General features: G+C 69.6%; 19 protein-coding genes and 1 tRNA gene. 15 read left to right on the top strand and 5 right to left on the bottom strand.

Features of this window, described 5'->3' with window-relative positions; all coding sequences use genetic code 11:
- Positions 1 to 46 precede the first annotated feature (46 nt).
- The gene (leuA, locus tag BM287_RS06540; protein WP_090037143.1) at positions 47 to 1,819 is read left to right on the top strand and encodes a 2-isopropylmalate synthase; all 1,773 of its coding nucleotides are present in this window, start codon (positions 47 to 49) and stop codon (positions 1,817 to 1,819) included.
- Between the two features lie 182 nt (positions 1,820 to 2,001).
- Here leuA and BM287_RS06535 read toward each other — a convergent pair whose 3' ends face one another.
- On the bottom strand, positions 2,002 to 2,781 hold the full coding sequence (locus BM287_RS06535) for a trimeric intracellular cation channel family protein (protein ID WP_090037142.1): 780 nt from the start codon (positions 2,779 to 2,781) through the stop codon (positions 2,002 to 2,004).
- Between the two features lie 175 nt (positions 2,782 to 2,956).
- Between BM287_RS06535 and recO the strand changes: the two genes are divergently transcribed.
- Genes recO through BM287_RS06520 form a run of 3 tightly spaced genes read left to right on the top strand, consistent with a single transcriptional unit; the run spans position 2,957 to position 5,297 of the window.
- A complete protein-coding gene (recO, locus tag BM287_RS06530; protein WP_090037140.1) occupies positions 2,957 to 3,793 on the top strand; it encodes a DNA repair protein RecO in 837 nt (278 codons plus the stop codon).
- Positions 3,790 to 4,596, top strand: coding sequence for an isoprenyl transferase (locus BM287_RS06525; RefSeq protein WP_090037138.1), 807 nt, complete (start codon positions 3,790 to 3,792; stop codon positions 4,594 to 4,596). The genes recO and BM287_RS06525 overlap by 4 nt, the downstream gene beginning before the upstream one ends.
- Positions 4,597 to 4,625: 29 nt before the next feature.
- Positions 4,626 to 5,297 (top strand): DsbA family oxidoreductase, encoded by a 672-nt coding sequence (locus BM287_RS06520; RefSeq protein WP_090037136.1) that lies wholly within the window; start codon positions 4,626 to 4,628, stop codon positions 5,295 to 5,297.
- A 187-nt stretch (positions 5,298 to 5,484) separates the two neighbouring features.
- Here the strand turns inward: BM287_RS06520 and BM287_RS06515 are convergent, their stop codons facing one another.
- Together BM287_RS06515 and BM287_RS06510 are read right to left on the bottom strand one after the other, a co-directional pair.
- On the bottom strand, positions 5,485 to 6,402 hold the full coding sequence (locus BM287_RS06515; protein WP_139230625.1) for an endonuclease domain-containing protein: 918 nt from the start codon (positions 6,400 to 6,402) through the stop codon (positions 5,485 to 5,487).
- Positions 6,403 to 6,522: 120 nt separating this feature from the next.
- Positions 6,523 to 7,041, bottom strand: a complete 519-nt coding sequence (locus BM287_RS06510; RefSeq protein WP_170857458.1) for an aminoacyl-tRNA deacylase — start codon at positions 7,039 to 7,041, stop codon at positions 6,523 to 6,525.
- 33 nt (positions 7,042 to 7,074) lie between these two features.
- On the opposite strand from BM287_RS06510, the gene dusB reads away from it, so the two are divergent.
- The 11 genes from dusB (at position 7,075) to BM287_RS06450 (ending at position 21,006) form a co-directional block, all read left to right on the top strand.
- Positions 7,075 to 8,265: a tRNA dihydrouridine synthase DusB gene (gene dusB, locus BM287_RS06505; RefSeq protein ID WP_090037130.1), complete on the top strand. Its 1,191-nt coding sequence runs from the start codon at positions 7,075 to 7,077 to the stop codon at positions 8,263 to 8,265.
- Position 8,266: 1 nt separating this feature from the next.
- On the top strand, positions 8,267 to 9,559 hold the full coding sequence (locus tag BM287_RS06500; protein WP_170857462.1) for a deoxyguanosinetriphosphate triphosphohydrolase: 1,293 nt from the start codon (positions 8,267 to 8,269) through the stop codon (positions 9,557 to 9,559).
- 88 nt (positions 9,560 to 9,647) lie between these two features.
- Positions 9,648 to 11,018, top strand: a complete 1,371-nt coding sequence (locus BM287_RS17800; RefSeq protein ID WP_170857457.1) for a DUF4282 domain-containing protein — start codon at positions 9,648 to 9,650, stop codon at positions 11,016 to 11,018.
- A gap of 155 nt (positions 11,019 to 11,173) precedes the next feature.
- The gene (dnaG, locus tag BM287_RS06485) at positions 11,174 to 13,144 is read left to right on the top strand and encodes a DNA primase (protein WP_090037121.1); all 1,971 of its coding nucleotides are present in this window, start codon (positions 11,174 to 11,176) and stop codon (positions 13,142 to 13,144) included.
- 236 nt (positions 13,145 to 13,380) lie between these two features.
- On the top strand, positions 13,381 to 15,006 hold the full coding sequence (locus BM287_RS06480) for an ABC transporter substrate-binding protein (protein WP_090037118.1): 1,626 nt from the start codon (positions 13,381 to 13,383) through the stop codon (positions 15,004 to 15,006).
- Between the two features lie 94 nt (positions 15,007 to 15,100).
- Positions 15,101 to 16,204, top strand: coding sequence for an ABC transporter permease (locus BM287_RS06475; protein ID WP_090037115.1), 1,104 nt, complete (start codon positions 15,101 to 15,103; stop codon positions 16,202 to 16,204).
- A 1-nt stretch (position 16,205) separates the two neighbouring features.
- Complete coding sequence (locus BM287_RS06470) at positions 16,206 to 17,279, top strand: ABC transporter permease (RefSeq protein WP_090037113.1); 1,074 nt, start codon at positions 16,206 to 16,208, stop codon at positions 17,277 to 17,279.
- Positions 17,276 to 18,964 carry an ABC transporter ATP-binding protein gene (locus BM287_RS06465; protein ID WP_090037111.1) on the top strand — a complete coding sequence of 563 codons (1,689 nt, stop codon included), beginning with the start codon at positions 17,276 to 17,278 and terminating at the stop codon, positions 18,962 to 18,964. The genes BM287_RS06470 and BM287_RS06465 overlap by 4 nt, the downstream gene beginning before the upstream one ends.
- A gap of 10 nt (positions 18,965 to 18,974) precedes the next feature.
- The gene (locus BM287_RS06460; RefSeq protein ID WP_090037109.1) at positions 18,975 to 19,841 is read left to right on the top strand and encodes an ATP-binding cassette domain-containing protein; all 867 of its coding nucleotides are present in this window, start codon (positions 18,975 to 18,977) and stop codon (positions 19,839 to 19,841) included.
- A complete protein-coding gene (locus BM287_RS06455) occupies positions 19,841 to 20,854 on the top strand; it encodes a D-isomer specific 2-hydroxyacid dehydrogenase family protein (protein ID WP_090037107.1) in 1,014 nt (337 codons plus the stop codon). The genes BM287_RS06460 and BM287_RS06455 overlap by 1 nt, the downstream gene beginning before the upstream one ends.
- Positions 20,855 to 20,933: 79 nt before the next feature.
- Positions 20,934 to 21,006 (top strand) — tRNA-Asn (locus tag BM287_RS06450).
- A gap of 86 nt (positions 21,007 to 21,092) precedes the next feature.
- Here the strand turns inward: BM287_RS06450 and BM287_RS06445 are convergent.
- Both BM287_RS06445 and BM287_RS06440 read right to left on the bottom strand, forming a co-directional pair.
- The gene (locus BM287_RS06445) at positions 21,093 to 21,755 is read right to left on the bottom strand and encodes a response regulator (RefSeq protein ID WP_090037316.1); all 663 of its coding nucleotides are present in this window, start codon (positions 21,753 to 21,755) and stop codon (positions 21,093 to 21,095) included.
- Positions 21,752 to 23,014, bottom strand: coding sequence for a sensor histidine kinase (locus BM287_RS06440; RefSeq protein WP_090037105.1), 1,263 nt, complete (start codon positions 23,012 to 23,014; stop codon positions 21,752 to 21,754). The genes BM287_RS06445 and BM287_RS06440 overlap by 4 nt, the downstream gene beginning before the upstream one ends.
- Positions 23,015 to 23,497 lie beyond the last annotated feature (483 nt).

Raw genomic sequence — 23,497 nt, 5'->3', positions numbered from 1 at the left:
GTTCGTCGTCGGCTCTCCACACCACACCGCGAGGAGCAAACAGACCATGAAGAACACGCAGGCGCCGAGCGCCATGCCCATTCACAAGTACCGTCCCTTCCACGAGCAGATCCGCGTCGAGCTGCCGGATCGCACGTGGCCGACGAAGCGCATCACCCAGGCCCCGCGCTGGTGCGCCGTCGACCTGCGCGACGGAAACCAGGCGCTGATCGACCCGATGAGCCCCGAGCGCAAGCGCATCATGTTCGACCTGCTGGTGCGGCTGGGCTACAAGGAGATCGAGGTCGGCTTCCCGTCGGCGAGCCAGACCGACTTCGATTTCGTCCGCAGCCTCATCGAAGAGGGCGCCATCCCGGACGACGTCACCATCCAGGTCCTGACCCAGTCGCGTGAGCACCTCATCAAGCGCACGTACGAGTCGCTGGTCGGCGCCAAGCAGGCCATCGTCCACCTCTACAACTCCACGAGCATCCTGCAGCGCGAGGTCGTCTTCCGGACCGACCAGCAGGGGATCATCGACATCGCGCTGAACGGCGCCCGCCTGTGCCGGCAGTTCGAGTCGCTCGTACCGGGCACGGCGATCTACTACGAGTACTCGCCCGAGAGCTACACCGGCACCGAGCTGGAGTTCGCGGCCGAGATCTGCAACCAGGTGCTGGAGGTGTTCGAGCCGACGCCGGAGCGCAAGGTCATCATCAACCTGCCCGCGACCGTCGAGATGGCGACGCCGAACGTCTACGCCGACTCCATCGAGTGGATGTCGCGCCACCTCGCGCACCGCGAGAACGTCATCCTGTCGCTGCACCCGCACAACGATCGCGGAACGGCCGTCGCCGCCGCCGAGCTCGGCTACATGGCCGGAGCGGACCGGATCGAGGGCTGCCTGTTCGGCAACGGCGAGCGCACGGGCAACGTCGACCTGGTCACTCTGGGCGTCAACCTGTTCACGCAGGGGATCGACCCGCAGATCGACTTCAGCGACATCGACCAGATCAAGCGCACGGTGGAGCACTGCAACCAGCTGCCCGTCGGCGAGCGCAGCCCCTGGGGCGGAGACCTGGTCTTCACGGCGTTCAGCGGATCCCACCAGGACGCCATCAAGAAGGGCTTCGAGTCCATGCAGGCGCGGGCTGCGGAGCAGGGCGTGCCGGTCGACGACCTGGTCTGGGCCGTGCCCTATCTGCCGGTCGACCCGAAGGACCTGGGCCGCAGCTACGAGGCGGTCATCCGGGTCAACTCGCAGTCGGGCAAGGGCGGCGTCGCCTACCTGCTGAAGACCGACCACTCGCTCGATCTGCCGCGCAAGCTGCAGATCGAGTTCTCCGGGGTCGTCCAGGCGAAGACGGACGCCGAAGGCGGCGAGGTCACCAGCGACCAGATCTGGGAGATCTTCCAGGACGAGTACCTGCCCGCTCCGACCTCCGACCCGGAGGCGAAGTGGGGCCGGTTCGAGCTGGGCAGCACGTCGACCACGAACGAGACGGGCGACCACGTGGTCCTCACCGTGACGCTGCGCGACGGCGACACCGTCTCCAAGGCCACCGGAGAGGGCAACGGTCCGATCGCCGCGCTCTTCGACATCCTGAAGCAGCACGGCGTCGAGGCCCACCTGTACGACTACTCGCAGCACACGCTGTCGGCGAGCGAGTCGGCACTGGCCGCCGCCTACGTCGAGCTGGATGTGGACGGCCAGCGCCGCTGGGGCGTCGGCATCGATGCGGACACCACGACGGCATCGTTCAAGGCGGTCGTCTCGGCGGTGAACCGCGCCGTGCGCGCCGCGGCCGGCCGTTCGGCCGACCAGCTGGTCAGCGCCTGAGGCTCCCGCTGACGGCCTGACGCCGCTCTCCCGCACTCCGCCCTCCGCTCTCGCGTCTCGCGCTCCGGTCTCGCGTCTCCGCGTAGCAAACGGAGGTGATCGTGTCCCGAACGGGACGCGATCGCCTCCGTTCCCCGCGTTTCCGCGTCATCCGGGACGGAAGTCCTCCGTTTCCGACGGCCCTACTCGCCCTTGTCGATGCGATAGCGGGGGAGCGCGCCGGTGTCGGTACGGTCCGCGGTCCGTTCGGCAGCGCGATCCGCGGTCCGGCCCGGCGCACGGATCAGGCGAGGCCAGCGCGGACGCGGGATGCGTCCCAGCTCCCGCTGCTCCGGCAGGCTCCAGCCGAAGCGCACGGCGAGCAGCCTGATCACCAGGGTCACCAGGACGCACACGATCGCCGCGGCGGTCAGCGGCGCACCGAAGTCGATCATCACGACGAGGACGATGGTGCCCGCGCCGGCCGCGACGGCGTACAGCGAGCCGACGTGCATGAGCGCGATCGGGAGGTTGAGCAGCATGTCGCGGAGGATGGATCCGCCCACCGCGGAGACCACCCCCACGAACACCGCGGGTACCTCCGGCAGGCCGAGGGCCAGCGCCTTGCTCGCGCCGATCGCTCCGAACAGGCCGATCGTGAGCGCATCCAGGAGGGTGATCAGCGGATCCAGCCGCCGGAACAGCCGGATCAGCAGCATCCCGAGCAGCGCAGCCACGACGGTGATCGGCAGGTACCAGTTGGACTGGAGTGCCAGCGGCGTGACGTTCAGCAGCAGGTCGCGGAGGAGGCCGCCGCCGACGCCCGTGGCCACACCGATGATCGCGACGCCGAGCAGATCGAGCCGGCGGTCGCGGAATCCCGCCGCGAACATGGCTCCCTGGAGGCTGCCGACCCCGACGGCGATCAGGTCGCCCCACAGTGGGATCGACAGGGCGCCGATGGCGAGGGCGGGCGTGCTCATCCGTCATATGTATCACGCGCGGCGGAGCCGCTCGGCTTCTCGCGATCTGCTGGTCCCGACACGCCGCAGCGCCCGCCCGCCACACGGCATGTCGGGACCAGTCGTTTCACGCGACCGTCCGCGCGCCGGACCACCGCCTCCGCCGTACTGTCAGCCCGCCGCGCGATACTGGAGTGTGCCTGTCTACCGTGATGAAGCCGTCGTGCTCCGCACCCACAAGCTGGGGGAAGCCGACCGCATCGTCACGATGCTGAGCCGTCAGCACGGCAAGATCCGGGCGGTCGCGAAGGGTGTGCGGCGCACCGCGTCCCGGTTCGGTTCGCGGCTGGAGCCGTTCATGGTCGCCGACGTGCAGCTCTACGAGGGGCGCAGCCTCGACATCGTCACCCAGGCCGAGACGCTGGGAGCCTATGGAGCCCTCATCGCGGACGATTACGCCAGCTACACGGCAGCGAACGCCATGGTGGAGGCAGCCGACCGGCTGACCGACGCCGAAGCATCCCTCCAGCAGTACCTCCTGCTCGTGGGTGCCTTGCGCTCCCTCTCGCGCCGGGAGCACGGTGCCGGCCTCACGCTCGACTCCTACCTCCTGCGGGCGCTGTCGCTCGCCGGCTGGGCGCCGAGCTTCCAGGACTGCTCGCGCTGCGGCGCGCCCGGTCCGCACACGGCGGTGGTCGTCCAGCTGGGCGGCGTGGTGTGCGACAACTGTGCGCCCCCGGGTGCCCCCAAGGTGGATGCTCCCACCATCGCGCTGCTCGGGGCGCTGCTGTCCGGCGACTGGGATGCTGCGGATGCGGCATCGGACACCACCCGCAGCCGTGCCAACGGAGTGGTCGCCGCATACACCCAGTGGCATCTGGAGCGTGGGCTGCGCTCCCTGCAGCACATTCCGCCGGAGCGGAACGAACAGCGCGACGCGCCCACCCGGCGTGAGCACGACACGCCCGAAGACGACACGCGCGAGCACGACACGCGCGAGCACGACACGCATGAGCAGAAGGCGAGTGGATGAGTCCGAAGCCCTACACGCACAAGGATGCGGTGGAGTACCGCCCGCTCGACTGGACCGGCGTCCATCCACCCGCATTCCCCGCGGGCGGTGTTCCCTCGCACGTGGCGATCGTGATGGACGGGAACGGCCGGTGGGCGAACCGCCGCGGCCTCACCCGCATCGAAGGACACCGTGCAGGGGAGGCGTCGCTTCTGGATGTGGTGGCCGGCGCCATCCAGGCCGGCATCAAGCATCTGAGCGTCTACGCGTTCTCCACCGAGAACTGGAAGCGGTCGCCCGATGAGGTCCGGTTCCTGATGGGCTTCAACCGGGAGGTGCTGCACCGGCGCCGCGACCAGCTCAACGAGTGGGGCGTGCGGGTGCGCTGGGCCGGACGGCGGCCGCGGCTCTGGTCGTCGGTCATCAAGGAGCTGCAGTACGCCGAGCAGCTGACGGCCGGGAACGACGTCCTCACCCTGACGATGTGCGTGAACTACGGCGGTCGCACCGAGGTGGCCGACGCCGTTCGGGCGATCGCCGAGGAGGTGGCCGCCGGCCGGCTGCGGCCGTCCGCGGTGAGTGAGAAGACCATCCAGCGCCACCTCTACCTCCCGGACATGCCGGATGTGGACCTCTTCGTGCGAAGCTCGGGCGAACAGCGGACCAGCAATTTCCTGCTCTGGCAGAGCGCCTACGCCGAGATGGTGTTCCTGGACACGCTCTGGCCCGACTTCAGCAGGACGGACCTCTGGGAGGCGGTGGACCTCTACCTGCGCCGCAATCGCCGGTTCGGGGGCGCAGTGGATGCGCCGGTCGCGGAATAGCCGGACCGCTTCAGGATGTTGCGCCTGACGTGAGCGAACCCATCAAGATCGACATCTGGTCCGACATCGCGTGCCCGTGGTGCTACATCGGAAAGCGCAAGTTCGAGGCGGGAAGCGGCCTCTTCGCCGGCGCCGGCGACGGCCGCGGCGTGGAGGTCGAGTACCACTCGTTCGAGCTCTCACCCGACACTCCGGTCGATTTCGAGGGCAGCGAGGTCGACTTCCTCGCGGGCCACAAGGGCCTGCCGGCGTCGCAGGTCGAGCAGATGCTCGAGCGCGTCACCGGAATCGCCTCGTCCGTCGGACTGGACTACGACTTCGACAGCCTGCGGCACACCAACACCGTGAAGGCGCACGAGCTGCTGCACTTCGCGAAGGCACGGGGTGCGCAGCTGGAGTTGGCGGAGCGTCTGTTCCGCGCCTACTTCATCGAGGGGCGTCATGTCGGCCGCGTCGCCGACTTGGCGGACCTGGCAGCCGAGGTCGGGCTGGACCGCGCCGAGGCGCTGGCGGCCCTCGAGTCCGGGCAGTATCTGGCGGACGTGCGCGCCGACCAGGCCACTGCTACCGAGTTCGGCATCAACGGCGTCCCCTTCTTCGTGATCGACGGCCGGTACGGCGTCTCGGGTGCGCAGGACGCGCAGACGTTCGCGCAGGTCCTCGAGCAGGTCTGGTCCGAGCGCGCCGCGGTGACCGCGTGACGCCGGGCGCGCCGGGCGCGCCGGCTGCGCCGGCCGCGCCTGCGCCCGCCGCTGCGGCACCTCCGGCGCCGCAGCCGGCCGCGCGCCTCCCGCTCGTCCCGCTCGGCGCCGCCGGCGCCGTCTGCGACGGCGACACCTGCGCCCTCCCGTAACTATTGGTCCCAACACGCCGTGTCAGCGCCGAGCGTTACGGCATGTTGGGACCATTCGTTTTCAGAGCCTGCCGGATACGTGCGAGCGCCTCGTTCGCGCCGTCACGCATGTGCATCTTGCTGATGCGGACGACCGTCCACCCGAGAGACTCGATCCGATACACACGATCGATGTCCGTCTGATACTGCACCGCGTCCGTGCGGTGATGGTCCCCGTCGTACTCGACGACCAGCCGCGCCGCGGGAAACACGAGATCACCCGAGGCGACGATCCTCCCGGAGCCGTCGGCGATGGGGTGGTTCACCTGAGGCTCAGGCAGGCCGGCGCGCACGATGGCCAGGCGGAGCACCGTCTCCATCGGCGAATCCGTCCGAGCCCGCACCAAACGGATCGCTTCGCGGATCCTACGGGCCCCTGGTCGAGCGGAGATCTCACTGGCCGCCCGAATCAGCTCGGACACTTCGCAATACGGATCTATCCGACGCACCAGGGCATCGCCGACGATGACCAGTTCATCCAGTGTCAGGAGAGAAGCGAGTTGGCACCATACCTCCGCGGGCTCCGGCACCCGCATCCCGCGAACCAGTCGCACTGAGGGCCGGCTCGAAAGCGCGTGTCCACGCACACCTCGCCCTTTCGGCGCTCGGACAGGCAGCACTGCCGAGACATGAAGCCGATCGTTCTCCGAGTGACGTCGTGGCACGGGGAGACCGTAAATCGATGCCGCGGTGGTGTGGCTGAAGAAACTGCCCGGAGTCATCACTGTCCGGTACGCGGCGCAGCGTGCAAGCAGATCGGCTCCGCTGGACGCGTGCACCAGCCGGGCGCCGTGAAATGGCGCGTCGAGGTCTGTGCGGCGAAGACGCTGGACCGGCACCCCGGCCTGCACCGCGACGCGGACGGAGAACGCGGGAGATCGGAGGATCGGTGGGAGCGGTCCCGGCTGCTTCATGACGCCACTCTGCATCATCCAGCGCGCGGGCGTCGTGCGTTCTCCACAGGCGGGAAACTGCTGGTCCCGACACGCCGTAAGCCGCCGCGCCTTTACGGCATGTTGGGACCAGTGGATGGGCTACTCGGGGTCGGTGATGTCGGCGACGGTGGCGCCGAAGGCGGCTGTGAGCGCGTCCGCGTCGACGAAGAGGGAGTAGCCGTGCTCGCCGGCCCCAATCGAGACGGTCCGGCCGAGGATCGTGGCGTCGGCGACGACCGGCCACGCGGTGGTGCTCCCGAACGGGGTGATCGTGCCGCGTTCGTAGCCGGTCGCCGCGAGCGCGACCGAGGCGTCGGGCAGCTGCAGCTTGTTCACCTGGAGCACGGAGCGCAGCTTCGGCCAGGCGATCTTGCGTCCGCCGGGCACGAGCGCGAAGAGGAAGGTGTCGTCGCTGCGCTTCACGACGAGCGTCTTCACGATGTCGGAGGGCTGGATGCCGAGCTGTGCCGCCGCCTCGGCGAGGCTCCGGGCGGCCGGCCGTTCGATGATCCGGATGTCCACACCGCGAGCTGTGGCATCGGCGAGCACACGCTCCCGGCCGGTGTCCACAGCTTCGACGCCGGGGGAGTCTTCCACAGATTCCGGTCTCTCGGTCATAGCTCAGCACGCCTTCTGGGAGAATCGAGTGAGATGTCTACCACTGCAACGATAAGCCACGCGCCCCAGCTGACCATCGGTCCGCTGCGGCTCGACGTGCCTGTGGTCCTCGCTCCGATGGCCGGGATCACCAACACGGCGTTCCGCCGGCTGTGCCGTGAGTTCGGCGCCGGGCTCTACGTCAGCGAGATGATCACGTCCCGAGCGCTGGTCGAGCGGACGCCCGAGTCGCTGCGCCTGATCACGCACCACGAGTCGGAGACGCCGCGCTCCATCCAGCTGTACGGGGTCGATCCGAAGACCGTCCGTGAAGCCGTCACGATGCTGGTGGCAGAGGATCGCGCCGACCACATCGACCTCAACTTCGGCTGTCCGGTGCCGAAGGTCACTCGCAAGGGCGGCGGGGCCGCGCTGCCCTGGAAGCTGGGGCTGTTCCGCGAGATCGTCGAAGGCGCAGTGGATGCGGCGGGCGACATCCCGCTGACCATCAAGATGCGCAAAGGCATCGACAGCGACCATCTCACCTATCTCGAGGCCGGCCGCATCGCGGAGGGCGCGGGTGTCGCCTCCATGGCTCTGCATGCCCGGACGGCTGCCGAGTTCTACTCGGGGCAGGCGGATTGGCCGGCGATCGCCAAGCTCAAAGAGACCGTGACCTCGACGCCGGTGCTGGGCAACGGCGACATCTGGTCGGCCGCCGACGCCCTCCGGATGGTCGACGAGACCGGGTGCGACGGCGTGGTCGTCGGCCGGGGCTGCCTCGGCCGTCCATGGTTGTTCGGAGACCTGGCCGCGGCCTTTCGCGCACGCGCCGGCGAGCTCAGCGCTTCGGAGGCGGAGGCGGCGCAGGCGCGCCCGACACTCGGCCAGGTCGCGCAGGCGTTCCGCCGCCACGCGGAGCTGTTGGCCGAGTTCTTCGAGAGCGAGGAGCGCGGCTGCCGCGACATCCGGAAGCACGTCGCGTGGTACTTCAAGGGCTACCCGGTCGGCGGCGACCTGCGTGCGAGCCTCGCGACCGTCGACACGCTGGAGCATATGGACGAGCTGCTCGCGACCCTGGACGCCGACCAGGAGTACCCCGGCGAGGCCGCGGAGGGCCAGCGCGGTCGCGCCGGGTCGCCGAAGCGCCCCGCCCTTCCCGATGGGTGGCTGGCGAGCCGCGATCTCGACGGCGCGGCGCGCGCAGAGGTCGCCGACGCGGAGGTGCACAACAGTGGTGGATGAGCTGGCGGCACCGCGCTCCGGCGCACGATCGCGCGATGAGTCCCGCGAGGGCGCATCCGGGTACACCGAGCACGACCGGGAACGGTGGATGCCCGAGCACCACTCCAGCCGCCGGAGCGACTTCGCTCGCGACCGCGCGCGCCTGCTGCACTCGAGCGCCCTCCGCCGGCTCGCCGCGAAGACGCAGGTGCTCAGCCCGACGGCCGGCCTCGACTTCGCGCGCAACCGCCTGACGCACTCGCTGGAGGTGGCGCAGGTCGGCCGCGAGCTCGCGAACAGTCTGGGCCTGGACCCGGACATCGTCGACACCGCCTGTCTCGCGCACGACATCGGGCACCCTCCCTTCGGCCACAACGGCGAACGGGCGCTCAATGCCTGGGCGGCGGAGATCGGCGGCTTCGAGGGCAACGCGCAGACACTCCGACTGCTCAGCCGGCTGGAGCCGAAAGTCTTCGGCAACGACGGGCGCCCCTACGGCCTCAATCTCACCCGGGCGAGCCTCGACGCCAGCTGCAAGTATCCGTGGCCCGCATCCTCGTCGGTCGCCGATCCGAGCGGGCGCGCCAAGTTCGGGTTCTACGCCGACGACCGCGCCGTCTTCGAGTGGATGCGCGCAGGCGCGCCCGACCGCCAGCGCTGCATCGAGGCCCAGGTGATGGACCTCTCCGACGACATCGCCTACTCCGTGCACGACTTCGAGGACGCGGTGGTCAACGGCTACATCGACGTGGCTGCCCTCGGCAGCCGGGTCGACCACGAGGATCTCGTCCAGTCGATGCACGAGTGGATCGGCGGCGAGGTCACCCACCACGAGCTGATCGAGGCGTTCGACCGGCTCGACAGCATGGACATCTGGCTCGACGGATGGGATGGCTCGCGCCGGTCCCAGGCGCGGCTGAAGAACCTCACGAGCCAGCTGATCGGACGGTTCGCGCACGCGGCCGTCCACGCGACGAAGGAGTCCGCCGGGCGCACCGATCTCATCCGCTTCGGCGCCGATGTCGTGGTGCCGCCGGGCATCCAGGCCGAGATCGCGGTGCTGAAGGGCATCGTGGCGACATTCGTGATGTCGCGGAACACACGGCAGCCGATCTACGCCCAGCAGCGCCAGATCCTCACCACCCTCGCCGACCTGCTCTACCAGCGGGGGCCGGCGGAGCTCGACCCGGGATTCGCCGAGGACTGGCGAGCGGCATCCACCGACGGCGAGCGCAGGCGCGTCGTGGTCGACCAGGTCGCCAGTCTCACCGACCAGTCCGCGCTGAGTTGGTACGAGCGGCTCGTCCAGCATTGAGCGACACGAAACGGGGATGCGCACGGCCGGGGTTGAATACCGCAGCCCTGTGCAGAATGCTTGGGGTCAGGCCTTCAGGAGGAAACGGATGAGCACCGCAGAACCACCGTCGGACGACGGAAGCCCCGCAGCGGGCGAACCGTCGAGCGCGGCACCGGCCGGCCCCGGGGCCGTACGGCGCACGCCGCGCGCCTCCGCCGGGGCAGCGGATGCGGATGCGCCGGCGAAGCGCCCCTCGAGCCGAGCGAAGTCGGCGACGACGAAGCAGGATGCGGCAGAGCCGGCCGCGCCGAAGACAGCCGGTGCAAAGCCGGCTGAGTCGGCCGGGGCAAAGTCGGCTGAGACGGCCGGGGCGAAGTCGGCTGAGACAGCCGGGGGAAAGTCGGCTGAGACGGCCGGGGCGAAGCCCGCTGGGGCGAAGCCCGCTGCAGCGAAGCCTGCTGCGGCGAAGCGCCCCGCGGCACAGGGGCCCGCGGCCCGCACCCGCCGAACGACCGCCAAGACCGCCCCGATCGCACCCGAGGGCGAAGCCCCGGACATCATGGATGCGGCGCTCTCCGCGCGTGAACCGCTCGCGCGGCGGAGCCCTCCGGCCGGATCGGCACCCGCACGTGCTCGCGTCGTCCGCGCGAAGCCCGAGTCGCCTGACGCGGCCCTCGATCGGGCAGGATCGGTCACCCGACCGGCAGCGGCCGGGCCAGCCGAGCCTGCAGCCGCCACATCCGACACCACCGGGGAGACCACTGTGGACACCACGAAGGACCACGAAGCCGACGGAGCAGCGGCAGCCACTGTGCCCCTCGCCGCCGCCGACGAGACCCCCGCCGCCGAGACCGCCGCCGCTGAGACCGTCGCCGACGAGACCGCCGCCGCTGAGACCGTCGCCGACGAGACCGCCGCCGCTGAGACCGTCGCCGACGAAACCCCAGCCACCGACACACCCGCCGCCGAGACCCCAGCCGCCGCCACACCCGCCGCCGAGACCCTCGTCGCCGAGACCCCGGTCGGCGTCGGGACAGCCATCACAGAGGGCGCAGCCGCAGATCCCGCCACCGGCGCGGCCGCGGGAGGCACCGCCGCCGAGGTGCCCGGACCGCATCAGGTGCCCCATGGCCGGACGGTGACCGACCTCGCCGACCGGCTCGACGATTCGCGCTTCTTCTCCTCGCTGTTCGATTTCACCTTCACGAACTACGTCACGCGCAAGCTCGCCGGCCCGGTGTACGTCGTGGGACTCGTCCTGATCGCGCTGGGCGTCATCGTCGGCTTCGCCAACGCGCTGACGTCCGCGATCGCCACCCATGCGCCGATCGGCGCGTTCGTGTTCCTCTTCGGCGTCCTCATCACGCTGGTCGGCGCCATGCTGGCCGTCCTGCTCCTCCGCGTCGGGATCGAAGTGTTCTGCGCCATCATCGAGATCGCCCAGAACACCCGTCGGAGGCGGCCGCCCGGAGAGTGACCGAGGTGACCGAGGTGACCGGGGAGCGCCGGGGAGTGGGCCAGTGACGGAGTGACCGCACACCCTCCGTCCACAGGCAGCCTCCGGCGAGCGCCTCATCCACAGGTTCTGGCGGCCGCCGTCGAGAGTCGGTGCGGCTCACTAGAATCGAGAGCATGGCCGGCCGGATTCGACAAAGCGACATCGAAGAGGTCAAAGCCCGCACGAACATCGGCGACGTCATCGGCGACTACGTCAGCCTGAAGACCGGCGGCGTCGGCGCGCTCAAGGGTCTGTGCCCTTTCCACGACGAGAAGAGCCCGAGCTTCTACGTGCGTCCGGGCGTCGGCCGCTACCACTGCTTCGGCTGCGGCGAGGGCGGCGACGTCTACGAGTTCCTGCTCAAGATGGACCACGTCTCCTTCACGGATGCCGTCGAGCGCCTGGCCGGTCGGATCGGGTACCAGCTCCACTACGAGGAGGGCGGGGGAGGCCCCTCGGAGGGCTCGGGCAACAGGGCGCGGATCCTCGCCGCGAACGCGGCCGCGGAGGAGTTCTTCCGCGACCGGTTGTCCGCGCCGGATGCAGACCCGGGCCGTCGTTTCCTCGGCGAGCGCGGGTTCGACTCCGCCTCGGCGGCCCACTTCGGCGTCGGCTTCGCCCCGAAGAGCTGGGATGAGCTCACCAAGCACCTGCGCGGCAAGGGGTACACCCAGGACGAGCTGCTCGCCGCGGGCCTCGTGACCCAGGGCGACCGTGGTGTCTACGACCGGTTCCGCGGCCGGCTGATCTGGCCCATCCGCGACGTCACGGGCCAGACCATCGGGTTCGGGGCGCGACGCCTGCTCGAGGACGACAAAGGCCCGAAGTACCTCAATACGCCCGAGACCCCGGTGTACAAGAAGGCGCAGGTGCTCTACGGGCTCGACCTCGCCAAGCGCGACATCTCCCAGAAGGACCAGGTCGTCGTCGTCGAGGGCTACACGGACGTCATGGCCTGCCATCTGGCGGGCGTCACCACCGCGGTCGCGACGTGCGGCACCTCCTTCGGCGTCGACCACATCAAGGTGATCCGCCGTGTTATGGGCGATGACAACAGCCAGGGCTCCGTGATCTTCACCTTCGATCCGGATGCGGCCGGGCAGAAGGCGGCCACCCGCGCGTTCAAGGAGGAGCAGCGGTTCTCGGCCCAGACGTACGTCGCGGTCGGTCCCGACGGTCTCGACCCGTGCGACCTGCGGTTGACCAAGGGCGACGACGCGGTGCGCCGGATGATCGACGCCCGCAAGCCGATGTACGAGTTCATGATCCGCCAGGTGGTCGAGCGTTTCGATCTCGACTCGGTGGAGGGCCGCGCGGCGGCGGTGCGCGCCGGTGCCCCGATCGTGGCTAACATCCGCGACCCCGCAGCGCAGAGCGGCTACACGCGCGAGCTGGCGCGGCTCTCCGGGGCCGAACTGCAGGATGCGACCCGCGCCGTGCGCGCAGCGCAGCGCACCACGGGTTCGCAGCGCGGCTCCAGTCACGGGGAGCAGCGCAGCTCCGGCCCGGCGGGGCGCAGCTCCGGCCCAGGCGACCAGCGCAACGCCGGCCCAGGCGACCAGCGGAGCTCCGCAGGGTACGCCTCCCGGGACGACGGCCGTGCGCGACCGGACTCCGGCGGCTTCCAGCCCGGTGAGCGCCCGCAACGGCTCCCGCAGGCCGACCTCACCGACCCCACCCAGCGCACCGAGCGCGAGAGCCTCATGGTCCTGCTGCAGCTGCCGGGCGAGGTCGGAGCCGATCGTGCCGCGCGTGCCGTGCAGGTGCCGTTCACGAATCCGACGCATGCGGTGGTACGCGACGCGATCGCCAGCCGGCTCGACACGATGAATCAGCCCGGCTGGGTGGACCGCATCGTGGCCGAGGTGCCGCAGGCCTACGCTCCGACCGTCAACGCCCTCGCCGTGGCGGCGCTGCCGCAGGAGGGCGAGCCGGGCCGGTATGCCCGCTCCATCGTCGATGGCCTCATCGACCGCGACCTTCTCCGCGAGAAGGCCGAGCTGACGTCGCGGCTCGGCCGCACCGAGGATCCGGAGCTCCGCCGTCAGATCTCGCTCGCCATGGTCGCTATCGAGTCCGAGCGGCGCCGCTTGCGCGGCGAGTGAACCGTCCGACGGCCGGATTCCACCGATAGCGCAAACTCGCCGTCCGACCGCTGATTTCGCACCTCGATGCGCGAATGAGCAACGATTTGTTGCGCACGGGTAACGGATGAGGGACGGTTTCGCTCCCGAATGCGCGCTGGGGCGCCATTCCGTGCTAGGAAAGTTGTCACGCGGATGGCGATCGCGCACGCGTGCTCGACGGCCCCGCATCCCACACCAGGAAGAGGTAATCGGATATGACATCCGCACACTACGGCGGTCGGCGCCTGCTCGCCGTCTCCGCCGCCTTCGCGGCCGCGGCGCTGGTCCTCGCCGGCTGCTCGGGAAGCAACAACGGCTCCGGCGGGGGCGGCACCCTCACGGTCGGCACGACGGACAAGATCACCTCGATCGACCCGGCCGGCTCCTACGACAACGGTTCGTTCGCGGTGATGAACCAGGTCTACCCGTTCCTCATGAACACCCCGTACGGCAGCCCCGACGTCAAGCCGGACATCGCCGAGAGCGCCAGCTTCACCAGCCCGACCGAGTACACGGTCAAGCTCAAGCCCGGCCTCAAGTTCGCCAACGGCCACGACCTCACCTCCTCGGACGTGAAGTTCACCTTCGACCGCCAGCTCAAGATCAACGATCCCAACGGCCCCGCGTCGCTGCTCGCGAACCTCGACAGCGTGTCGACGCCGGACAAGACGACCGTCGTGTTCAAGCTGAAGGTCCCGAACGACCAGACCTTCCCGCAGGTGCTCTCCAGCCCCGCCGGTCCCATCGTGGACGAGCAGGTCTTCTCCGCGGACAAGGTCACTCCGGACAACACCATCGTCAAGGGTCACGCCTTCGCCGGACAGTACGACATCACGTCCTACGACTTCAACAACCTGATCGCGTACAAGGCGTACGACGGCTACCAGGGCCTCCTCGGCAAGCCGGCGACGGCCAAGATCAACGTGAAGTACTACGCCCAGGCCTCGAATCTGAAGCTGGACATCCAGAAGGGCGCGATCGACGTCGCGTGGCGTCAGCTGTCGGCCACCGACATCGAGAACCTGCAGACGAACAAGAACGTCAAGGTCGTCAAGGGACCGGGTGGCGAGATCCGCTACATCGTGTTCAACTTCAACACCCAGCCGTTCGGTTCCAAGACCCCCGACGCCGACCCCAAGAAGGCCCTCGCCGTTCGTCAGGCGGCGGCGGACCTGGTCGACCGAGCGGCGATCGCCAAGCAGGTCTACAAGGACACGTACACCCCGCTGTACTCGTTCGTCCCGAACGGCCTCACCGGCGCCACCACGGTGCTGAAGGACCTCTACGGCGACGGGAACGGCGGACCGAGCCTGGACAAGGCGAAGGCTGCCCTGCAGGCCGCTGGAGTGACCACCCCGGTCTCCCTGAACCTGCAGTACAACCCGGACCACTACGGCCCGTCCTCCGGTGACGAGTACGCCCAGGTGAAGTCGCAGCTGGAGACCGGTGGCCTGTTCAAGGTGAACCTGCAGTCGACCGAGTGGGTGCAGTACTCGAAGGACCGCACCGCGGATGTCTACCCGGCATACCAGCTGGGCTGGTTCCCGGACTACTCCGACGCGGACAACTACCTGTCGCCGTTCTTCAGCAAGGACAACTTCCTCGCGAACCACTACGACAACCCGGAGGTCCAGGGCCTGATCACGAAGCAGGTGGGCACGACCGACAAGGCCGAGCGCACCAAGCTGATCGAGGAGATCCAGGCCAAGGTGGCCGCCGACCTGAGCACCCTGCCGCTGCTGCAGGGCTCGCAGGTCGCCATCGTCGGCAAGAATGTGAAGGGCACCGAGAAGACCCTCGACGCCTCCTTCAAGTTCCGTTACGCGGTTCTCTCGAAGTAATCCGGCGCGGAGCCACCAGCTCTGAGCCGACCGGGGGGTGGCTCGCTCTCGCAGCGGGCCGCCCCCTTTCCACGAACCACCACGATTGGCTTCCATGACAGCGACTGTGAGCACGCCGGGAGCGGGGACCGCCGGCCTCCCCGACCCTGCGCACACGACGACGAAGCGACGATCCGGGGGCGGCCTCGGCCGCTACGTCCTGATCCGTGCGCTTCTCATCATCCCCACGATCTTCATCCTCGTCACCGTCGTCTTCTTCCTGATGCGCTCGACGGGCGACCCCATCACCGCCGCGCTCGGCGGCAAGCTGCCTCCGGCGCAGCTCGCGCAGAGGGTGCACGAGGCGGGCTACGACCGCCCCATCCTCGTCCAGTACTTCGAGTACCTGGGTCAGCTTCTCCGCGGCGACTTCGGGACCACCTTCACCGACCACCAGCCGGTCACCCACGTGCTGCTGACGTACGGCGCTGCGACGGTCGAGCTGGCGTTCTACGCCCTCATCGTCGCCTTCATCGTCGGTATCCCGCTCGGCATGGTCGCGGCCTACTTCCGGGACAAGGGGCAGGATGCGGCCCTCCGCGTCTTCGCGATCCTCTGCTACGCGACGCCCGTGTTCTTCGTCGGCCTCGTCCTCAAGCTCGTCTTCGCGATCTGGCTGGGCTGGCTCCCAGTCTCCGGTCGTGCGTCCACCGGCTCGGAGCTGGAGATGCAGACCCTCGACGGCAAGACCGGCATCTATCTGATCGACGCCTTCCAGACCGGTGATCCGGCTGTCGTCGGGGACGTGCTCAGCCACGCCATCCTCCCGGCCCTGGCCCTGGGCCTGCTGACGGCCGGCGTCTTCCTCCGCCTGGTGCGCACGAACGTGATCGGGACGCTGTCGACCGACTACGTGGATGCGGCGCGCTCGCGCGGCGTGCGGGAGTCGCGGCTGCTGCGCAAGCACGCCTACCGGCCGGCGCTCATCCCGATCATCACCGTCATCGGTCTCCAGATCGCCCTGCTGCTCGGCGGCGCCGTGCTCACCGAGACGACCTTCGAGTGGAAGGGCCTCGGGTTCCAGCTCGTGCACTACCTGCAGGCGCGGGACTTCGTCGCCGTCCAGGGCATGGTCGTCCTGCTCGCCGTGATCGTGACCCTCACGAACTTCGTGGTCGACGTGATCGCGGCGTTCATCGACCCGAGAGTGAGGTACTGAGATGACCTCCCCGTCACTCACCTCCCGGAAGCGCCCGCTCCTGGACCGGATTCCCGTCGTCCACCAGCTCCGGCAGAGCGTCGGGCTGCAGCGCGGGATGCTCGTCGCGGGCCTCGTGCTCACCGTCCTGTTCCTCCTGGTCGCGATCTTCGCCCCGCTGATCGCGCCGTACGGCTTCGCCCAGCTGAAGAACGCCGACGGCACGGCCTTCGGGACCACGCAGGCGCCGAGCGGCGCTCACATCTGGGGAACGACCTCCGGCGGCTACGACGTGTTCTCGCGGGTGATCTGGGGGACGCAGACCGCGATCCTCGTGATCGTCGTCGCCGTGATCCTGTCGATCTTCCTCGGGGTGTTCCTCGGCCTGATCTCCGGCTACTTCGGCGGCTGGCTCGACCGCGTGCTGGTCGTCGTCTGCGACGCGATCTACGCGTTCCCGTCCCTGCTGCTGGCGATCGTGATGGCCATCGCGATCAGCGGCGGGCAGTCGAGCCTCTGGGGCGGCATCCTGGCGGCGGCGATCTCGATCACTGTGGTGTACATCCCGCAGTACTTCCGCGTCATCCGCTCGGAGGCGGTACGGATCAAGGCCGAAGCGTATGTCGAGTCGGCGAAGGTCGTCGGAGCGAGCAACGCGCGGATCATGTTCCGTCATGTCCTGCGCAACTCCACACGGACGCTGCCGCTGATCTTCACGCTCAACTCGTCGGAGGCGATCCTCACGCTGGCCGGCCTCGGGTTCCTCGGCTTCGGCATCGAGCCGACCGCCGCCGCCGAGTGGGGCTTCGATCTCAACAAGGCCGTGGACGACGTCACGAGCGGGATCTGGTGGACCTCGATCTACCCGGGTCTCGCGATCGTGCTGGTCGTGCTCGGCATCACGCTGGTCGGCGAGAGCCTGAACGATCTGGCCGACCCGCGCCTGCGCGGTCGTCGGCGGGCCGCGGCGGCGTCGGGCGAGGTCGCCGAGACATCCGTCGTCCCCGGCGGCGTCCTCGCCGCCGGTCCCGGTGGTGTCGACGGACTGGAACCGGGCGGATCGTTCGACGATGAGGGAATCGAGGTGCGTCCATGAGCGACGTCGTCCAGATCGAGGACCTCTCGGTCTCGTTCTCCACCGACGCGGGTGCCGTGAAAGCGGTCGACGGCGTGAGCCTGACCGTCGCGCCGGGCGAGGTGCTCGCCATCGTCGGCGAGTCCGGCTCGGGCAAGACGGTGACGGCCAAGACCATCCTGGGCCTGCTTCCCGAGACCGCGACCGCGTCCGGGGCCGTCATCCTGCGCAGCCGCGACGGCGCCAGCGAGGCGGATGTCATCTCCATCGACAAGCGCCGACTGCGTCAGGTGCGCGGCACCGACGTCGCCATGGTCTTCCAGGAGCCGTCGACGGCACTGAACCCGGTGTATCCGGTCGGCTGGCAGATCGCCGAGGGCCTGCGCGCGCACGGGAGACTGTCGAGGAAGGAGGCGCGGGCGAAGGCCATCGAGATCCTCGACCGCGTCGGCATCCCGGAGCCGGAGAAGCGGGTCAAGTACTACCCGCACCAGTTCTCGGGCGGCCAGAAGCAGCGCATCGTCATCGCGATGGCGCTGGTGCTGAATCCCGGACTCATCGTGGCCGACGAACCGACGACGGCGCTCGACGTGACGGTGCAGGCCGAGATCCTCGACCTGCTGCGCCGCTGCCGTGACGAGTTCGGCGCCGCCATCGTGCTCATCACGCACAACATGGGCGTCGTCGCCGACCTGGCCGACCGCGTGGCGGTGATGTACCAGGGCAAGCTGGTGGAGCAGGCCGAGGTGCGCACGCTGTTCGCGGCCCCGCAGGCGGAGTACACCCGCAAGCTCCTGGCCGCGGTTCCGAAGATCGGTCAGGGTCTCGCGGCGACGCAGGATCGCGCGATCGCCCGGGCCGAGCGCCCGCTCGCAGCACCCGTGGTGCAGGCGCGCGACCTGCGCATCCAGTACCCCGGCCGGCTCGGCCGCCCCGGGTTCGTCGCCGTCGACGGGGTGTCGTTCGACATCGGGCCGGGCGAAGTGCTGGGTCTGGTGGGCGAGTCCGGGTCGGGTAAGACCACGATCGGCCGGGCCATCGCCGGTCTGAACCGGGTCAGCGGCGGGTCCCTCCAGGTCCTGGGGCTCGAGATGAACGGGATGCGCGAGCGCCAGTTCCGCAAGGTGCGCAGCGACCTCGGTTTCGTCTTCCAGGACCCGGCGTCGAGCTTCAACCCGCTGCTCACGGTCGCGGAATGCGTGGCGGAGCCACTGGTCGTGCACGGACGCGCATCGTCGGCCGCCGTGGCACGCCGCCGGGTGGACGAGCTGCTGGAGGCGGTGCAGCTGCCGCGTGCCTACGGCGACCGGTACCCGCACGAGCTGTCCGGCGGTCAGCGGCAGCGGGCCAGTCTGGCGCGCGCGCTCGCTCTGGAGCCGACGCTGCTCATCGCCGACGAGCCCACCTCCGCCCTCGACGTCTCGGTGCAGGCCCGCGTGCTGGAACTGTTCGCCGAGCTGCAGAGGGAGTTCGGGTTCGCTTCGCTGTTCATCAGTCACGACCTGGCCGTGGTCGACCTACTGGCCGATCGCATCGCCGTGCTGCACCGCGGCAAGCTGGTGGAGGAGGGTACCGGCGCCGAGGTGCTCGGCAGCCCGCGCGAGCCGTACACGCAGCGGCTGCTGGCGTCCCTCCCGGTGCCGGATCCGATCGAACAGGCCGACCGGCGGGAGGCGCTGCACCGCCTCCAGTCGCAGAGCGCCTAGGGTCGAGGGTGTGAGTTCCGAGCCCGCCATCGTCGTCAGCGACCTATCCGTCGAATACCCCGCGCGGGGCCCCAGTGCGTCGTGTGTCGCCCTGCGCGGCATCGATTTCCGGCTGGAGCACGGGCAGGTCCTCGGGGTGCTCGGCGAGACGGGCTCGGGCAAGAGCACGCTCGCCCAGGTGCTGGCGGGCCGGGTGCTCCCGGCGCGCGCATCCGAGCCGGGTCCGCGGATCACCGGGGGAGAGGCGTCGGTGCTCGGGCATCCGCTGCGGAAGGCGCGCAAGCGCGACCTCGCCGAGGTGACCTTCCACGTCGGCTACCTGCCGCAGGAGGCGGCTGCGACCCTGGAGCCGACGCTCAGCGTGCAGGACAACGTGACCCTGCCCATCTTCGAGCGGGACGAGCACTACTCCCGGCGCCTCGCCGGGGAGCGGGCCGCGACCATGCTGGACACGGTGCACCTGCCGCTGAGCGTGCTCAACAAGTACCCGTACCAGCTGAGTTCGGGCCAGCGGCAGCGGGTGGCGCTCGCGCGGGCGCTCGTGCTCGGCCCGAGCATCCTGATCGCCGACGAGCCGACCGCGGGCATCGACGCCACGGTGCGCGATGCGGTGATCGACCTGCTCGCCCAGTTGCGCGAGCATCCCGAGTTCTCGGCGGTGATCGTCAGCCACGACCTCGCGGTCCTGCGCCGGGCGACGGACACCTCGCTGGTGCTGCACGCCGGCCGCCCTGTCGGGTTCGGTCCGATCGAGGACGTCCTCGCCGACCCGACGCATCCGTTCGTCGCCGGCCTCGCACGCGCCCTGAAGCCGCCGCAGCAGCGCACGGAGCGGCGTCCGCAGCGCGCGCAGCCGAAGAGCACGAAGGAGATCTGATGTCCGATTCCGCAGACGCGGGCTCTCCGCGCCATCGAGCCGTCCTGGCCGACCCGGTCGCGGCCGTGCCAACGGAGCAGCGGCCCGAGCCCGGCCCGATCGCCGTGCTGCCCGAGCCCGAGCAGCCGCTCGTCCAGGCGGTCGAAGCGGCAGGGGGGACCGTCGAGCCGCTCTCGGACCGCACTCGCGGGGTGGTGTGGCTGTCCAATAAGGATGCGGCCGCCTTCCCGCCGGTGCTCGAGGCGCATCCGGGCATCGGCTGGGTGCAGCTCCCGTTCGCCGGCGTGGATGCGTTCGCCGGCGTCATCGCTTCGGAGGACCGCCCCGGGCTGGTCTGGACGAGCGCGAAGGGCGCCTACGCGCAGCCTGTGGCCGAGCATGCGCTGGTGCTGAGCCTCGCTTTGCTGCGGGTGATCCCGAAGCGGGTGCGGGCGCGCTCCTGGGCGAGCGAGCAGGAGGGGCGGTCGCTGTACGGACTGGACGTCGTGATCGTCGGCGCCGGCGGGATCGCCCGGGAACTGATGCGCCTGCTGGAGCCGTTCGGCGTGCGTGTGACCATCGTGCGGCGCTCGTCCGAACCGGTCGAGGGTGCCGCTCGCACGGTGACCGCCGATCAGCTCACGACCGTGCTGCCCTCCGCCGACCTCGTGGTGGTGGCCGCTGCACTGACCGGAAGCACGCGGCACCTCTTCGGCCCGGAGGAGTTCTCTGCGATGAAGCCGACCGCCTACCTGGTGAACATCGCCCGCGGCGGACTGGTGGACACCGACGCGCTGCTCGACGCCCTGCGTTCGGGCGCTCTGGCGGGCGCGGGTCTCGACGTGACCGACCCGGAACCGCTGCCGGACGGTCATCCGCTATGGGATGAGCCTCGCGTGCTCCTCACCCCGCACCAGGCGGACACCCCCGAGATGACGGCTCCGCTCCTGGCCGAGCGCATCCGCCTGAACGTGCAGGCGTTCCTCGGCGATGGCCGATTCGTGGGAGTCGTGGACCCGGTCGCGGGCTACTGAGTGGCGACGCGCGCGGGATGCCGGCCGGATTTCCCGAGCACGCTCGAAGCTTGCTAGAGTAGCTTCGCTGATCAAGCATTCCTCGATAGCTCAATTGGCAGAGCAGCCGGCTGTTAACCGGCAGGTTCTTGGTTCGAGTCCAAGTCGGGGAGCTTCGAAACCCCCGGTCTTCTGCGGAAGGCCGGGGGTTTCTGCGTGTGCGCGTCAACGTGCGCGCGGACGGGCGCGCGCGGACGCCCTACTGCCACCCCGGCTGCACGAGGCCGGTCTCGTAGGCGAGGACGACGAGATGCACACGGTCGCGCGCATCCAGCTTCGTCATGATCCGCGAGACGTGGGTCTTCGCGGTGAGAGGGCTGAGGTAGAGCCGTTCGCCGATCTCCGTGTTGGTGAGGCCGTGCGCGACGAGCGCCAGCACCTCGCGCTCACGCTCGGTGAGCTGCTCGAGCAGTGTGGAGTCCGGCGCCGGCCGGAGGCCGCCCGAGACCCGCTCGATCAGGCGCCGGGTGACGCCGGGGGAGAGCAGCGCATCCCCGGCGGCCACGACACGGACGGCGCGGATGAGCTCGACCGGCTCGGTGTCCTTCACCAGGAACCCGCTCGCCCCGGCGATGATCGCCTGTGCGACGTACTCGTCCAGCTCGAAGGTCGTCACGATGACGATCCGCGTCCCGGCGAGCCCGGGGTCGGCGACGATCTCTCCCGTCGCCCACAGTCCGTCGCCGTCCGGCATCCGGATGTCCATCAGCACGACATCGGGATGCGTCTTCCGCACCAGGTCGACGCTCGCCCGGCCGGTCCCGGCCTCCCCGACGATCTCGATGTCGTCCTCCGCCTCCAGCAAAGCGCGGAAGCCGGCCCTGACCAGTACTTGGTCGTCCGCGAGCAGGACCCGGATCACCACGTGCCCCCGGATCGCGGCGCAGCCGGGATGCGCGCCTCCACGGTCACGCCGCCGCCCTCGGGCGTTCGTACCTCGAAAGTGCCGCCGAGCAGCTCGGCGCGTTCGCGCATCCCGAGCATCCCCTTTCCCGTCGCTCCGCCCGCGCTCGCGTCTGCGGCCGAGACGCCCTCCGGCAGGCCGCGTCCGTCGTCCTGGATCGTGAGCACGAACGAGCCTTCGCTTTCGGCCAGACGGATGGTCACCTTCGTCGCCTGGGCGTGCCGCCCCACATTGGTGAGCGATTCCTGCACGATCCGGTAGAGCGCCAGCTGCGCCGCCGCGGACGGCGTCGAGTGCAGCTCCGGCTCGTAGGAGACCTGCAGTCCCGCCTTGCGATACGTCTCCACGAGGACGGGGATGCGCGCGAGATCCGGCTCGGGGGAGCGCGCCGCGTAGCCGTCGGATCCACGCAGGAAGCCGAGCACGCCGCGCACCTCCTCCAGCGCCTGGCTGCTGGTCGACCTGATCGCCTCCAGGCTTTCGCGCGCCTTCTCCGGGCGGGAATCGAAGAGGTGGAGGCCGACCCCCGCCTGCACGCTGATCTGCGACAAGGAGTGGGCGAGCACGTCGTGCAGTTCGCGCGCGATGCGCAGGCGTTCCGCCTCTGCGGCGGACTCGCGCCGGGCGGCGACCGCTCGTGCGACCTCGCGGTAGCGCTCCCGCCGGTTGCGCATGCCTTCTCCGAGCCCGAGGAGGAGGCACAGCACCAGGGCCACGATCAGGGGCCGGATGAGCGCCCCCGGCTGTCCGCGCAACAGGTAATCGGCGGCCGGAACCGCGAGGGCGAAACCGGCGATCGTCCACCAGGCCCAGATGCGCGCGCCGTGCACGACAGCGCTGACGACGGCGAACGCGAGGGGCACAGCCGCGAACGGCGGCCCTGAGGTCACGGCGATCGCCGGCCCGGTCAGCACGGCGATCGCGACGACGGTCGCACCGGGATGCGTTCTCGCCAGCAGGAGCAGGAAGGAGGCCGCGAAGGCGAGCAGGACGAAGGCGAGGGTCACCGGATCGTGGGCGGAGTCATGCCAGGCGAACACGAGCCCCGGGAGCTGGAAGAGGGCCGCGACGATCACGACGAACCAGCGAGCGCCCCGTGGACGCCCGCGGCGCGCCCACGGCGGACCGGGCCAGTCGCCGGCACTGGACGCCACGTGCGTGTGCTCGGGATGCGCGGGCGCGCCGCCGCCTGGATCGGGTGGCGCGTTCCAGGGCATCTCCTCATGCTAGCTACGCCCCTACGCGGCCCGCATGCTCCCGGGGGAGTCTTGTAGCGGAGCCCCGGTACTTCGGTAGTAGTACGGGATCAACTGGCATTGAGGGACGAAAGAGCAGGAAGAGGCATCCGGGCCAACACATTGCATTGAGGGAGCCGGACCCTTGACCTGACTGTTGCCGGTCGTACGTTCGTCGCAGTCCGCAAGCAATTACTTCATTGTCGTCGTTCAGTCCTCCGGCGCGGACGGGCGACCGACTTCACGGCCTCCGCCGAAAGACGCTGCTCACAGGGTCGACACTCGCATGATCCCTGCCCGTATGAGGGCGTGTAATGAACGCACCCGTGAGTCACACCGTTCTCCGGGTGAAACGCAGGCCAGATTCGATCAAACATCGTGGAGTCTCGACTCGCGTAGCTCCTGAAGACAGCGTACGAGATGATGTCTGCGGCCTGGATCAGTCGCGTGGCTCGCGAATCGGTG

This window comes from Leifsonia sp. CL147, from assembly GCF_900114565.1.
Lineage (GTDB): Bacteria > Actinomycetota > Actinomycetes > Actinomycetales > Microbacteriaceae > Leifsonia.
Note: the sequence above shows the minus strand (reverse complement) of the source record. Positions and strands in the feature narration are given on the sequence as shown.